This is a genomic window from Amycolatopsis speibonae, assembly GCF_042647925.1.
Taxonomy (GTDB): Bacteria; Actinomycetota; Actinomycetes; order Mycobacteriales; family Pseudonocardiaceae; genus Amycolatopsis; species Amycolatopsis speibonae.
In genome coordinates, this window is the sequence record NZ_JBHRWK010000091.1 from 1 (window position 1) to 15,297 (window position 15,297).

7 protein-coding genes are annotated in these 15,297 nt (G+C 70.0%); 5 read left to right on the forward strand and 2 right to left on the reverse strand.

Annotated features, from left to right (window positions below; all coding sequences use genetic code 11):
• Positions 1 to 329: 329 nt before the first annotated feature.
• Positions 330 to 773, reverse strand: coding sequence for a type II 3-dehydroquinate dehydratase (locus ACFOSH_RS38830; RefSeq protein ID WP_378245857.1), 444 nt, complete (start codon positions 771 to 773; stop codon positions 330 to 332).
• A 149-nt stretch (positions 774 to 922) separates the two neighbouring features.
• On the opposite strand from ACFOSH_RS38830, the gene ACFOSH_RS38835 reads away from it, so the two are divergent.
• From ACFOSH_RS38835 to ACFOSH_RS38850, 4 genes are read left to right on the forward strand one after another with little or no spacing between them, the layout of a single operon-like run.
• Complete coding sequence (locus ACFOSH_RS38835) at positions 923 to 2,062, forward strand: DegT/DnrJ/EryC1/StrS family aminotransferase (protein ID WP_378245859.1); 1,140 nt, start codon at positions 923 to 925, stop codon at positions 2,060 to 2,062.
• Entirely contained in the window at positions 2,059 to 3,102 is a 1,044-nt protein-coding gene (locus tag ACFOSH_RS38840; RefSeq protein ID WP_378245861.1) for a Gfo/Idh/MocA family protein, read from the forward strand. Before ACFOSH_RS38835 ends, ACFOSH_RS38840 begins: the two co-directional genes overlap by 4 nt.
• 13 nt (positions 3,103 to 3,115) lie before the next feature.
• Positions 3,116 to 3,790, forward strand: coding sequence for an HAD-IA family hydrolase (locus ACFOSH_RS38845; RefSeq protein ID WP_378245863.1), 675 nt, complete (start codon positions 3,116 to 3,118; stop codon positions 3,788 to 3,790).
• 35 nt (positions 3,791 to 3,825) lie between these two features.
• Entirely contained in the window at positions 3,826 to 4,926 is a 1,101-nt protein-coding gene (locus ACFOSH_RS38850) for a phthiocerol/phthiodiolone dimycocerosyl transferase family protein (protein ID WP_378245865.1), read from the forward strand.
• 200 nt (positions 4,927 to 5,126) lie between these two features.
• Here the strand turns inward: ACFOSH_RS38850 and ACFOSH_RS38855 are convergent, their stop codons facing one another.
• Positions 5,127 to 6,122: a 3-dehydroquinate synthase family protein gene (locus ACFOSH_RS38855; RefSeq protein WP_378245867.1), complete on the reverse strand. Its 996-nt coding sequence runs from the start codon at positions 6,120 to 6,122 to the stop codon at positions 5,127 to 5,129.
• 125 nt (positions 6,123 to 6,247) lie between these two features.
• Here ACFOSH_RS38855 and ACFOSH_RS38860 point away from each other — a divergent pair.
• On the forward strand, positions 6,248 to 15,297 hold a 9,050-nt coding region (locus tag ACFOSH_RS38860; RefSeq protein WP_378245869.1), incomplete at its 3' end, for an SDR family NAD(P)-dependent oxidoreductase.

A 15,297-nucleotide genomic window follows, 5' to 3' on the forward strand; every position in this document is an offset into this window, starting at 1 on the left:
GACACACCGGATGCGACGACCGGTGATCCACCACACCCACCCACCAAACACATGATCAACAAACACCATCAAGACCATCCAACAAACACGCCGGTGGATCCAAGATGAGCGTCAGAACCCTCATTGCCACTCACGACTCTTGCGTCAAGCGGACATGCAGGCATGAGTCTGTCATGCGGCCGCCGGAAAGTGTCCCTTGTGGACACTCAAGACGCGGCTGGATCCATTCTGTCAGCACAGGTCGGCACGCGGTGAAGGCTCCTTGCCTTGAAGCAAGGCGAAGAAGGCCTTTCGTGGCAGGGCCCGATCAGGGCACGTTGCCTTACCCCTCAAGAACCGTCCGCACCACTCGCGGCCCCCAGCGCGCCGGCTGCCAGCCGGTAACCGAGAGACCCCAAACCCGCGATCATTCCGGCGGCCAGCGGGGCGAGCACGGATTCGTGCCGGAAAGACTCCCGCGCCCAGATATTCGAAAGATGTACCTCGATCCACGGTTTCGGATAGTTCGCGAGCGCGTCGCGCAGGCTCCAGCCGTGGATCATCAATGCGCCGGGGTTGATGATCGCGCCCGCGCTGTCGTAGTTCTCCTGGATGAAGCGAACGAGTTCGCCTTCGCAGTCATGCTGGTACGCAAGGACTTTCCAGCCGAATCCGGCCACCTCGTCGCAGACGGCCGCCTCGATGTCGGCGAGCGTGTCCGTGCCGTAGATCTCCGGTTCGCGCCGGCCGAGCATACCGAGATTGGGCCCGTTGATCAGCAGTATTCCGGTCACGATCGACGATTATGTCAGCCGATCCGGAAAAGGTGGGACGGTCGCGGCGAGTAAGGGGGAATGAGGGGATTCATAGGGGGTTGGGCAGGCGTAGCGGCATCGGTAGCGTCGAAAGAGTCGATCAGTCGGGCGGAATGAGGATCGAGACCATGGAATTGGAATTCCCGTCGTGGCCCCGGTACGGAGACGAAGAACGGACCGGGCTGAGCCGAGCGTTGGAACAAGGCCAATGGTGGCGAATCGCGGGCAGCGAGGTCGACGCCTTCGAAGCCGAGTTCGCCGAACACCATGGAGCGGCGCACGCGCTGGCGGTGACGACAGGGACGCACGCGCTGGAACTGAGCCTCGAAGTGCTCGGAGCCCGCCGCGGCACCGAGGTCATCGTCCCCGCGTTCACCTTCATCTCCTCGTCGCAGGCCGCACAACGGCTCGGCGCGACCGTCGTCCCGGTCGACGTCGACCCGGACACCTACTGTCTCGACCCCAGCGCCGTCGAGGCCGCCATCGGCCCGAAGACCCGCGTGATCATGCCGGTGCACATGGGCGGCCAGTTCGCGGACATGGACGCGCTGGCGAAACTGTCCGCCGACTCCGGGGTACCGCTGCTCCAGGACGCCGCCCACGCGCACGGCGGGAGGTGGCAGGGCAAACGTGTCGGCGAGCTGGGTTCGATGGCGGCGTTCAGCTTCCAGAACGGCAAACTGATGACGGCGGGCGAGGGCGGTGCCGTGCTGTTCGACGACGGAGACCAGTACGAGGAGGCCTTCCTGCGGCACAGTTGCGGCCGCCCGCGCGATGACCGGGGGTACTTCCACGCGACGTCCGGGTCGAACTTCCGGGTCACCGAGTTCACCGCGGCCGTGCTTCGTGCCCAGTTGACGAGGCTGGAGGAGCAGATCGACCTCCGTGAGCAGCGCTGGCCGGTGTTGTCCGCCGCCCTGGCCGAGGTCCCCGGAGTCGTCCCGCAGTCGCGTGACGACCGCTGTGACCGGAACCCGCACTACATGGCGATGTTCCGGATTCCCGGGATCACCGAAGAGCGGCGCGCGGAGCTGGTCGCCGCGCTCGTCGGGCACGGCATTCCCGCGTTCGTCGCCTTCCGCGCGATCTACCGGACGAAGGCCTTCTGGGAGACCGGCGCGCCCGCGACGACGCCCGAAGAACTCGCTCGTTCCTGCCCGAATTCCGAGTCCTTGAGCCAAGACTGCGTCTGGGTGCACCATCGAGCTCTGCTGGGCACCGAGCAGCAGATGCGGGACATCGCGTCGGTCCTGGCCGGGCTCCTGTGACGATCCGGGTCGCGCTGGTGGGGCTCGGCGTGGCGGCCAAGTCGATCTGGCTTCCCCAGCTCGCGAGTCACCCGGCGTTCACGCTGACCACGGTGGTCGATCCCGATCCCGCCGCCAGATCCGCCCTGGATTCCAGTCGCCTGACCGTGGTGCCCGGCATCGGGGCAGTCACACCGTCCGAAGTGGACCTGGCTGTCGTGGCCGCGCCGAACCACCTGCACTGCGAGCTCGCTTGCGCGTTGCTGGTCAAGGGAATCCCGGTGTTCGTGGAGAAGCCCGTGTGCTTGAGCACGGCCGAGGCGGACAGGTTGCGGCAGGCGGAACGCGACGGCGAAACCGTGCTGCTCGGCGGTAGTGCCGCGCGGTACCGGGCCGACATCCGTGCCTTGTACGGGCTGTCCGGGGGCTTGGGCCGGATCCGGCACATCGAGCTCGGCTGGGTCCGGGCGGGCGGTGTGCCGGGTGGCTGGTTCACCCGGCGGGAGCTCTCCGGCGGCGGCGTGCTGATCGACCTCGGCTGGCATTTGCTGGACACCGCCTCGCCGTTGCTGGGTGGTAGCGCCATCGCGCAAGCCGCGGGGACGTTGTCCGCGGACTTCCTCGGCGACGAACGCCGCCGGGTCACCTGGCGGGCGGATCTCGGCGGAGGGACCCTCGGCGACGTCGAGGACACCGCGCGCGGATTCCTGGTCACCGAGGACGGCGTGTCGGTGTCGCTGCGCGCCGGCTGGGCGTCACACGAACCGGTCGACACGACGACGATCCGAGTCGAGGGGAGTGGCGGCACGGCAACGCTTTCTTGCACTTTCGGCTTCAGCACCGACCGCGCGGGCGGGCCGGTCCTGACCCATCTGCGGGACGGGAAGAGCGTGCCGGTCACGGTGGCGGCGGAGCCGATCGGGGCGGAATACCGCAGGCAGCTCGACCTGATCCGGCGTCAGCTCACCGACCCCGCCTGCCGCGGCCTGGCGATCGAAGACGCCGCCTGGACCGTCGACGCCATCGAGCGCTGTTACGCGTCGGCAGCCGTTTACGTGTGAAAGGAGCGAGTCCTTGGACGCGATAGCGACAGTGCCCGATCGACGTCCGCCGCTCGGGGTGATCTTCGACCTCGACGGTGTGCTGGTGAACAGCTTCGACGTCATGCGGCAGGCCTTCACCACCGCCTACGCCGAGGTGGTCGGCACGGGGGAGGCGCCGTTCGCCGAGTACAACCGCCATCTCGGCCGCTATTTCCCCGACATCATGCGGATCATGGACCTGCCGTTGGAGATGGAGGAGCCGTTCGTCCGGGAGAGTTACCGGCTCGCGGACCAGGTGCCGGTCTTCGACGGCGTCCCCGACCTCTTGCGGACGTTGCGCGAGCGCGGGCTGCACCTCGCTGTCGCGACCGGCAAGAGCGGTCCCCGTGCGCGGTCACTGCTGGAGGTGGTGGGGTTGCTCCCGGAGTTCGAGTACGTCATCGGCTCCGACGAGGTCGCGAACCCCAAACCGGCACCGGACATCGTCCGGCACGCGCTCGACAAGCTCGGGCTCGGCCCGGCCGACGCGATGATGGTCGGCGACGCGGTGACGGACCTCGCCAGCGCGACCGCGGCCGGGACACTCGCGGTGGCCGCGCTCTGGGGTGAGACGGACGAGGCCGAACTTCTGCGTGCCAGGCCGGACGCGGTGCTGCGTCAGCCCGCCGACCTGCTGGAGCTGTGCCCGGAGGTCGTCCCCCACTGATCATGGAACGCCTGCTGTCCGCAAGTGAAAAGGGGGTGGCCGGGTCGGGAGTCGGCCCGGTGTTCGCCCTCGCGCGTGTCGGCGAGACCGTCGACGCGCGGATCCTCGCCGACGCGCTGGAAATCCTCGCGACGGAACATCCCCTGCTGCGAGGGAAGGTCGTCGGCGACAGGCTCCGCGTCGGGGAGCACGGGCCCGAACTCGTCGTGGGCGGTGACCTGCTCACCGAGATCACCACCTCTCGGCCCGGAGTCGCGCGGGCGCTGCTGTCCGGGCTCGATGTGGTGCTGGGCGTCGAGCACGCCTTCGCGGACGGCCGGTTCTGCGTCACGATGCTGTACCGGCTGTTGGATCTCTACGCGAGGCTGGCCGCCGGCTGCGTGGTGCGCCCGAATCCGGCCGCACCGCTCGAATCGCCGCTGGACGTCCGGTTGAGCGGCCGCTACCACCACTTCGACGACCTGCCCGAACCACCGCCCCGGGTGGACCGGCTTCCGGCCGGGCGCACGGACGCGACGGGCTACGGCGTCCGCACCCTCGTGTTCGGGCCGGCGGCGACCACTGGCCTGCTCACCGCCGCCCGGCGTACGGAGCTGTCGGTGCACGCTCTGCTCGGCGGGCTCCTGTCCGCGGCCCTGTGCGCCGAACTCGACGCGGGCCCGTGCGTGCTGCTCGTGACGTCGTCGGTCGACCTGCGGCCCCGGCTGGCGCGGCCTGTCCGGTCTTACGACGGGCTGAACTGCATCGGAGACATCCCCGCCGTCCTGAAGGGGCCTGCCGACCCTGTCGGCTTCGGCTGGCAGCTCTTGCCGCAGCTACGTTCGGGACTCGCCCGCGAGGTCCCCCAGCGGCGGTTCGCCATGGTCTTCTGCGGGCCGGGTCCCCTGACCGCTTTCCCGCCCGCGTCGCTCGCGATCTCGAACCTCGGGCGGCTCGATTCGCCCGGGTACCTCGGGATCACCTCGATCCGGTTCCTCACCACGGCACCCGGTCCGACACCGCTGATCTTCGTGACCACAGTGGACGGTCGCCTGACCATCGACGTCACCTACGACCGCGCCCACGTCTGCGAGGCCCGTGTCGTCAGCTGGACCACTCACGTCCAGCGTCTCCTCCGGACCGCTCGTGAGTGGTAGGACGGTTCTCTTGAGGGCTAAGGCAAAGGTGCCGTGGTTGACGCCGGAGGTGGCGGTGGGGTGTCGGTCCGGGTGGTCGTGAGTGGCAAGTGCCGTTAGAACGCGACTTACCACTCACGACCACCCAGACCCAGGATCGGCCGTCTCCGGAGGCTCCGCGGAGGGTGACGGTTCAGCAGGTGGCCGGGATCGACGGTGGATCACGAGGTCAGACAGCCGAGGACGACGGACTCGGGGACCTCGACGAGTTCCGGGCCCTGCGGGCCGTCGAGGACGAAGGTCAAACCGTGCCGGGCCTTCTTGTCGGATCGCATCAGCGCGACCAGCCGCCCGGGGTCCAGATCCGCCGGGACGGTCGTGACGAGGCCGTACCCGGAGACGATCTCCGCGTGTTCGTCGACCCGTGCCCGTCCGATCCGGCCGAGCGCGCCCGCGAGGCGACCGGCGAAGACCGTCCCGATGCCGACCGCTTCGCCGTGGCGGAGTTCGAAGTCCGTGGCGTGTTCCAGCGCGTGCCCGAGTGTGTGACCGTAGTTCAGCAGATGCCGCAAGCCGTGGTCATGCTCGTCGGCGGAGACGACGGAGGCCTTGAGCGTGACACTGGCGACGATCTGCTCGTGTACCGGTAACCCCCGGAGATCGCCGGCGCCGATGAAATGGCATCGGGCGATCTCGCCGTACCCGTTGAGCCAGTCGCGGGGCGGGAGCGTTTCGAGGAAGTCGGTGTCGCACAGCACGGCTCTCGGTTGCCAGAAAACGCCGACGAGATTCTTGCCTTCGGGCAGGTTCACCGCCGTCTTGCCGCCGACGCTGGCATCCACCTGTGCCAGCAGGGAAGTCGGCAGGTGCACCACGGACACGCCCCGGTGATACAGCGCGGCGGCGAGCCCGACCACGTCGGTGGTGGTGCCGCCGCCGCACGACACCACGACGTCGGACCTGGTCAGCCCGAACCGCGCGAACCGGCGGCACAGCCGTTCGACCTGGGTGAGGCGTTTGTCCCGCTCGCCGTCCCGGAAGGGCACCTTGAGCGTCGGAACACCGAGATCGGGAAGCCATTCGATGGGGCGCGCGGAGACCACGGCCGCGCGGCGGGCACCGAGTCCGGCGACGAGCCCCGGCAGGCGCGAGCGGGCGCCGGGTCCGATGTGGACGGAGTACGACCGGTCGCCGAGCGCCACTTCGACCTCGTTCATGGAAGTCCATTCTCGTGCCCGCCAGGGGACTCCCGGCGAGGGGAAGTTCCCATCCCCGGTAACCGGACGGTCTGAGGGGTTGGTTAGGGGGGTGAGTTCGCGCGGTTCCGGGTGAGGCTGGGAAGGTGCTACGTACCGACTTGATCCGGCCCCTGCCCGAGTTGCTCACGGCGCACGCCTCGGTGTCGGGTGACAAAGTCGCCTTCCGCGACGCACGCCGCGCGGTCACTTACGCGGAACTGGAGCGGCGGACGCGCTGGCTGGCCGGGCACCTGTCCCTGCGCAGGGTGCAGCCCGGAGACCGTGTGGTCATCCTTCTCGGCAATCGCGTCGAGACGGTCGAAAGCTATCTCGCGATCGTCAGGGCGGCTGCCGTCGGGGTACCGGTCAACCCGCGTTCCACCGACGCCGAGCTGGCGTATCTGCTCGACGACAGCGGTGCGCGGACGGTGATCACCGACGCCGCGCAGGCCGGACGGCTGGACCGGATGCGCGCGCGGCGGCCTGAGCTGGACGTCGTTGTCGTCGAAGGGAACTACGCCGCCTTCACCGGCACCGATCCGGGCGTCGCGGCCCGTGACGACCTCGGTCTCGACGACATCGCCTGGATACTCTACACCTCCGGGACCACCGGCGCGCCCAAAGGTGTGCTGTCCACGCAGCGCAACTGCCTCTGGTCGGTGGCCGCCTGCTACGTGCCCGTACCGGGGCTGACCGGTGCCGATCGCGTCCTGTGGCCGCTGCCGCTGTTCCACAGCCTCTCCCATATCGCCTGCGTGCTGGCGGTCACCGCGGTCGGGGCCGGCGCCCGGATCGTCGACGGGTACTCGGCGCACGACGTTCTCGACGCGCTCAGCTCGGATCGCTCGACCTTCCTCGCCGGTGTCCCCGCCCTCTACCACCATCTGATCCGCGCGGCGCGCGAAAAGGGCTTCCGCGCGCCGGATCTGCGGATGGGCCTGGTCGGCGGCGCGGTCACCACCGCCGCGCTGCGCAACGCGTTCGAGGAGACCTTCGGCGTCCCGTTGCTCGACGCCTACGGCAGCACGGAAACCTGCGGCTCCATCACGATCAACTGGCCGACCGGGGCTCGCGTCGAAGGCTCGTGCGGGCTGCCGGTGCCAGGCCTCGGCGTGCGGTTGGTCGACGTCGAAACCGGGATCGATGTCGCCGACGGAGCGGAGGGCGAGGTGTGGGTGCGCGGGCCGAGTGTCATGGCCGGCTACCACAACCAGCCGGAGGAGACGGCGGCCGCGATGGGCGGAGGCTGGTATCACACCGGCGATCTGGCCCGCCGTGACGAGGACGGCTACTTCACCGTCACCGGCCGCCTCAAGGACCTGATCATCCGGGCCGGGGAGAACATTCACCCGACCGAGGTCGAGAACGTCATCCGCGCCGTCCCCGGTGTCGCGGACGTCGCCGTCGTCGGCAAGCCGCACGGCGTACTCGGCGAGGTTCCGGTCGCGTTCGTGGTGCCCGGTGAAGGCGGGTTCGACCCGGACAGGCTCCTGGCCGTCTGCCGCGAGCGGCTCTCGTACTTCAAGGTGCCCGAGGAGCTCTACGAGATCGACCGTGTCCCGCGCACGGCGTCCGGCAAGACGACCCGGCACGCGCTCCTCGACAAACCCGCCAAGCTTCGTGCTTGCGGCGGTGACCATTACGAGTCGCTGTTCCGGGTCGACTGGGTGCCGGTGGCCGCCGAGTCGGCCGCCGCCGATCCCGGTGAGGTGGTGTGGTGCCCGCCGGTGCCGGAGCTCTCCGGCGCCGCGATCCGCCGGAGCGTCGACGAGTTGCGGGCGCGGATCGACGGGCCGGGCCCGCGGCTGACCGTGGTCACGCGGGGCCCGGCGCATGCCGCGCTGCGGGGGCTCGTCCGCTGTGCGCAGGCGGAAGAGCCGGATCGTTTCGTGCTGGTCGACCTCGAACCCGAGGCCAAGACACTGCCGTCACTCGTCGAGGGCGAGCCGGAACTGGCGGTGCGGTCGGGCGTGGTGCTCGCACCCCGGCTGGTGCGGGTCTCGGTGGGGGAGGAGCCCGATCCCTGGCGCGCGGTGGCGATCACCGGTGCCGACGGCGAATTGGCCACGATCCTGGCCAGGCATCTGGTGACCGGGCACGGACTTCGCGACTTACGGCTGATCGGCCCGGAGCTGGCCGCGGCCCGTGCCGGGCTGGGAGACGCCGTTTCCCGGTCGGCGGACCGGGCGGCGCCGGCGGAGGTGTCCGCCGTGATCCACCTGCCTTCGGGCGACCTTGAATCCTTTGTGGACGAAGTGCTCGATCTCGACGCGCTGACCGAAACGGCCGAGCTGATCATTTTTGCTCCGCTCCACGGCGTTTCAGGCGAGGCGGCGTTCCTGGAGATGGTCATCAGCGAGCGACGCGCCCGCGGCGGGCGCGGAATGGTGCTGACGTCGGATACCCCGCGGCCTCCGGCACAGCGGCTCATGGCGATGTTCGACGGCGCCCGCGCGACGAACCTGGCCTCCGCCGTGGTCACCGACCTCGACACCTCGGCCTTCGACGCGGTCCCGCCGCTGTTCAGAGGCCTCATCGACACGGTCGCGCCCGCGGCGGAACCGGTCCGGTCGGCAGGGCTCGGCAAGCCGGAGCAGCATCGCCTGCTGCTCGAACTCGTGCGTTCCGAAGCCGCGAAGGTACGGGACTGCGCGGGCCTCGCCACGCCCGGCCGCGAACCCACGTTCACGAGCCTCGGGTTCACCTCGGCTTCCGCCGTCGCCTTGCGAAACCGGCTCGCCGCGGCCACCGGGCTGGATCTGCCCGCGACGATCGCCTTCGACCATCCGACACCGTCCGCGCTCGCCGAGCGGCTCCAGTCCGGCCTCACCGGGGAACTGGCGGAGCCTGTCGTGGCGCGACAGGTGTCCGAGACGAACGAGCCGATCGCGATCGTCTCCCTCGCTTGCCGATTCCCGGGCGGCGTGGCCTCGCCCGAAGACTTGTGGCGCCTGGTCGCCGACGGCGGTGACGCGATCTCGGCCTTCCCGGACGATCGCGGCTGGGACCCGGCGGACGGAGGTTGCACCCGCGAAGGCGGCTTTCTCCCCCATGCCGCCGATTTCGACGCCGAACTGTTCGGGGTGAGCCCGCGTGAGGCGCTGGCGATGGATCCGCAGCAGCGGCTGCTGCTCGAGACGTCCTGGGAACTCCTCGAACGCGCCGGCCTCGATCCACTGTCGTTGCGCGGCAGCGACACCGGGGTCTTCACCGGGGTGATGCACCGGGACTACCTCAGCAGGCCCGGGTCACCGCCGGAGGAGGTCGAGGGCTACCTCAGCACGGGCAACGCCGGGAGCGTCGCGTCGGGCCGGGTCGCCTACACGTTCGGTCTGGAAGGGCCGGCGATCACGGTGGACACGGCGTGTTCGTCGTCGCTGGTGGCGATGCATCTCGCGGTGCAGTCGCTGCGCCGCGGCGAGTGCTCGCTGGCGCTGGCCGGTGGCGTGACGGTGATGTCCACCCCGGAGAGTTTCGTGGAGTTCTCCCGGCAGGGCGCGCTCGCGCCGGACGGCCGCTGCAAGTCCTTCGCCGCCGCGGCCGACGGCACGGCGTGGTCCGAGGGCGCCGGCGTGGTGCTGCTCGAAAGGCTTTCCGTCGCCCGGGAACTCGGGCATCCGGTGCTCGCCGTGGTGCGCGGTTCGGCGGTCAACTCCGATGGCGCTTCGAACGGCTTGACCGCGCCCAGTGGACCGTCTCAGCAGCGGGTGATCCGGTCCGCGCTGGCCGACGCCGGTCTGTCCACTTCGGACATCGACGCCGTCGACGCGCACGGCACCGGTACCCGGCTCGGTGATCCGATCGAGGCGCAGGCCCTGCAGGCGACCTACGGCCAGGACCGCGACCGTCCACTGTGGCTCGGCTCGGTGAAGTCCAACCTCGGCCACACCCAGGCCGCGGCCGGGATCGCCGGCGTGATCAAGATGGTGCAGTCGATGCGCCACGGCACTCTCCCGAAGACCTTGCACGTCGATGCCCCCACTCCCGAGGTTGACTGGTCGTCCCACGGCGTGGAACTGCTGACGGAGTCGCGTGAGTGGCCGGAGCCGCGTCGGGCCGGCGTGTCTTCTTTCGGGGTGTCCGGCACCAACGCCCACCTCATCCTCGAGTCGGCCGAGGAGACCGATCATCCCGATGTGGAAGAAGTCCCGGCGGGGCCTTGGCCGGTGGTGCTGTCGGGGGCGAGCGCCGAGGCGGTGCGGGCGCAGGCGCGGCGGCTGACGGAGTTCGTCGGGACGCGTCCTGAAGCGCAGGTCTCGGACCTCGCCCGCTCGCTGGTCGAAACCCGGGCGTCGCTGCCGAGCCGGGCCGTCTGCGTGGCCGGCTCGATCGGGGAACTGACGGAGAAACTGGAGGCCTGTGATGTGGGTTCTGCAGATGTGGTGGGCCGAGTTGTGTGCGTATTCCCTGGGCAGGGCGCCCAGTGGCCAGGAATGGGCCGAGCACTCCTCGGAGCCAGCCCGGTGTTCCGGGACGCGATGCTCGACTGTTCCCGGGCGCTCGAACGACTCGTCGGCTGGGACCTGCGGGAGGTGCTCGCGGACGAGGTGATGCTGGCCCGCGTCGACGTGGTGCAGCCGGTGTCGTTCGCGGTGATGGTGTCCCTGGCCGCGGTCTGGCGGTCGCTCGGCGTCGAGCCCGATGCCGTGGTCGGGCACAGTCAAGGCGAGATCGCCGCCGCCCACGTCGCCGGGATCCTCGCCCTCGACGACGCGCTGCGGATCGTGGTGCGCCGCTCCGCGATCATCGCCCGTGAACTGGCGGGCCACGGCGGGATGATGTCGGTGTCCGCCACCGAGAGCCGGGTGCGTGACCTGCTCGGCGGCACCGTGTCCCTCGCCGCGGTGAACGGCCCCGAATCCGTTGTCGTGTCCGGAGAACCGGCGGCACTGGCCGCTCTCGCCGAAGACTGCGCGGCGCTCGGGATTCGCACCCGCGCCGTTCCTGTCGACTACGCCTCCCACAGCTCCCAAGTCGATCTCATCCATGACGACCTTCTCCAAGCGCTTGCCGAGGTCCGGCCCGTAGCCGGAACGGTGCCTCTGTATTCCACTGTGGACGGACGCTGGGCCGACGGCGCGGGCATGGACGCCGGATACTGGTATCGCAATCTGCGGCAGCCGGTCGGTTTCGAGACGGCGATCCGGGCACTCGCGGCCGAAGGCTTCGACACCTTCGTGGAAGTCAGCCCGCACCCCGTCCTCACCAACGCTATCGAGGACATCGTCGACGATGCCGGACCCACGGTCGTCACCGGAACCCTGCGACGCGACGACGGCGACTGGGCGAGGGTTCTGGCCTCGGCGGGCCGGCTCCACGTCCGCGGCATCCCGATTCGCTGGGAATTCGGCCACGGGCCACGGACCGAGCTGCCGACCTACCCCTTCCAGCGGCGGCGCTACTGGCTGGAGCTCACCGAGCGGACCGCGACCGGGCATCCGTTCGCCGACACCGTGGTCGGCCTGGCCGGCGACGGCGAGGACGTGGTCGTCACCGGTTCCGTCTCGTTGTCCCGCCGTCCGTGGCTGGCCGACCACGCGGTGTCCGGGGTTGTCGTCTTCCCTGGCACCGGCTGGGTCGACCTGGTCATCCGGGCGGGTGACGAGGCCGGACGGCCGGTGATCGACGACCTCGTCATCGAGGCCCCGCTCGTGGTGCCGGACAGCGACGAGGTCGAACTGCAGGTGCGGGTCGTGACCGACGGCTCGTTCAGCGCGTATGCGAGAGTCGCGAGCGGACCCTGGACCCGCCACGTGTCGGGCTCCTTGTCCGCCGACGCTCCTTTGCCGGAAGGGCTCGGACAGTGGCCGCCCGCCGGAGCTGTTCCCCTTGACATACGGGACTTCTACGAACGCCAGGCGGAAGCGGGCTACGAATACGGCCCCGCGTTCCAAGGGCTGCGGACGGTCTGGACCCGGGGCGAGGAGATCTTCGCCGAGGTCGAGCTGACCGGGCAGACGTCCGGGTTCGGCCTGCATCCCGCACTGTTCGATGGCGCCCTGCACGCGTCCAGTCTGTGTTCCGGGCAGCGGTCGGCCGGGATCCTGCTGCCGTTCGCCTGGACCGGGGTTTCCCTGCACGCAACGGGCGCGGCCGCGGTGCGGGTGCGGGCGGTCCCGGTCGGGCAGGCCGAGGTCTCGGTCCTGATGACCGACCACAGTGGACAGATAGTCGCCGTGGTCGAGTCGCTCCGGCTCAGGCCGGTCACGGACGGCCAGTTGCGTGTGGCGACGGGGGCAGGGCTTTTCCGTTCCGAATGGGTGCCGCGCACGCTGCCGCCGGCGTCCGCGGACTTCGTGACACTCGACCTCACCGAAGACCTCGGCGACGCTCGTGCGATCACCTCCCGGGTGCTGGCGGCGCTGCAGGGCGTCGACGCGCCGCTGGCCGTGCTCACCCGTGGCGGTGTCGACGCCGGACCCGCCCAGGCCGCCGCCTGGGGACTGGTCCGGTCGGCACAGTCGGAAAGCCCGGGGCGCTGCTTCCTCATCGACGTCGACGACGATCCCGCGTCCTTGGCGCGGGTGCCGTCCGTGGTCGCGTCCGGCGAACCCCAGGTCCTGATCCGGGCGGGCGTGGTGTCGGCGCACCGGCTCGCCCGCGCGGCCGAACGTGCCTGGCGCTGGGAGGCGGCCGGGACCGAACTCGCCGTCGTGCCTTGCCCTGAAGTGCTCGAACCGCTGTCCGCCGGGCAGGTGCGGGTCGGCGTGCGGGCGGCCGGGCTGAACTTCCGCGACGTCATGGTGGCGCTCGACATGGTGCCCGGCCAGTCGGGGATCGGCGGCGAAGGCGCCGGAGTCGTACTGGAGGTCGCGCCCGACGTGGTGGGGCTGGCCGCCGGAGACCGGGTGATGGGCACCTTCGACCGCTCCTTCGGCGCGTTCGGGCCGGTGGCGGTCACTGACCGGCGCTTGCTGGTCGAGATGCCGGACGGCTGGACGTTCGAGCGGGCCGCGTCGATTCCGGTCGCGTTCCTCACCGCCTGGTACGGACTGCGGGATCTGGCCAGAGCCGGACCGGGGGAGCGGGTGCTGATCCACGCGGCCGCCGGTGGCGTCGGGATGGCCGCGGTCCGGCTGGCCCGCGGGCTCGGGCTGGAGGTGTTCGGCACCGCCAGTCCGAAGAAATGGGATGCGCTGCGGGAACTCGGTCTCGACGACGAGCACCTCGCGTCTTCGCGCACGCTGGAGTTCGCGGACCGCTTCCCGGCCGTCGACATCGTGCTGAACTCGCTCACCGGCGACTTCGTGACCGCTTCGCTGGATCTGCTCGCGCCCGGCGGCCGGTTCCTCGAACTGGGGAAGACCGATCTCCGGGAGGGGGTTCCGGGCTACCGCGCCTACGATCTGCGCGAGGCCGGATCGGAGCGCACGCAGGAACTGCTGACCGAACTGACCGGCATGTTCGAACGCGGCGAGCTCACCCCGCTGCCGGTGACGAGTATGCCCGCGCGGCGGGCACCGGCGGCGTTCCGTCATGTCGGCCAGGCCCGGCACGTCGGCAAGGTCGTGCTGAGGATGCCGGGCGACCTCGGCCCCGGCACGGTGCTGATCACCGGCGCGGGCACCCTGGGCGGGCTGGTCGCACGGCATCTGGTGGACGGGCACGGGATCCGGCGCCTCGTCCTCACCAGCAGGCGGGGGCCGGCCGCGCCGGGAGCGGACGAGCTGGTCGCGGAACTGGCGGAGGCAGGCGCCGAGGTCGACGTCGTCGCCTGCGACGCCGCCGATCGTGACGCGCTGGCCGCTGTTCTCTCGGCCATTCCCGATCTCACCGCCGTGGTGCACACGGCGGGAGTGCTCGACGACGGCGTGATCTCCGACCTGACCCCGGAGCGGTTCGACACCGTCTTCCGGCCGAAGGTCGACGCCGCCTGGAACCTGCACGAGCTGACCAAGGAACGGGACCTCGACGCGTTCGTCCTGTTTTCCTCGGCTTCGGGTGTGCTGGGGAATCCGGGGCAGGGCAACTACGCGGCGGCGAACGCGTACCTCGACGGTTTGGCCAGGTACCGGCACTCGCTGGGGCTTTCCGCGGTGTCGCTCGCCTGGGGCCTGTGGGCGATGCCCAGCGGGATGACCGGCCGGCTCGGCAAAGCCGATCTCGAACGCACCAGACGAGGCGGGATGACCGCCTTGTCCGTCGAAGAGGGACTGCGCCTCTTCGACGCCGCCCTGCGCTCGGTCGAACCTGTCTTGCTTCCCGCGAAGCTGGACCTCCGGGCCGGCCGTACCCGGCGCGTCTCGACGGACAGGCCGCAGACGACGGGGCTCGCGTCCCGGCTGGCCGGTATGTCCACAGTGGAGCAAGAGACACTGCTGGTGGAACTGGTGCGGGCGCAGGCGGCGACCGTGCTGGGGCACGCCTCCGCCGAGGCGGTCGATCAACGGCGACCGTTCAAAGAGGCTGGATTCGACTCGCTGACGGCGGTCGAACTGCGGAACCGGCTGAACTCCGAGACCGGTCTGAAGCTGTCGGCGACGGTGGTGTTCGATCACCCGACCCCGGTCGCGCTGGCCCAGCTGGTGCGGAGGGAACTGGCCGGTGAATCCCCGGCTACCGCGGCTCCCGTCACCACTTCGGTTTCGGATGAGCCGGTGGCGATCGTGGCCATGGGCTGTCGTTTCCCCGGCGGGGTGCGTGGCCCGGAGGACCTGTGGGAACTGGTCCATCGTGGTGGTGACGCTGTCGGCGACTTCCCGTCGGATCGCGGCTGGGATCTGACCGGTTTGTTCGATGCTGATCCTGATGCGGTGGGCCGGTGTTCGGTGCGTCAGGGTGCGTTTCTGGAGGATGTGGCGGGGTTCGATGCCGCGTTCTTCGGGATCAGCCCGCGTGAGGCGGTCGCGATGGATCCCCAGCAGCGGCTGTTGCTGGAAACCTCGTGGGAAGTGTTCGAACGGGCTGGGATCGACCCGGAGTCGTTGCGGGGCAGCGACACCGGGGTCTTCACCGGCGTGATCACCCATGACTACGCCACGCTTTTGCGTGAAGCCGCCGATGACACCGACGGCTATCTCACCACCGGCGTTTCGGCGGGAGTGGTGTCGGGCCGGGTGGCTTATACGTTCGGGCTGGAGGGTCCGGCGTTGACGGTGGACACCGCGTGTTCGTCCTCGCTGGTGGCGGTGCATCTGGCGGCGCAGTCGCTGCG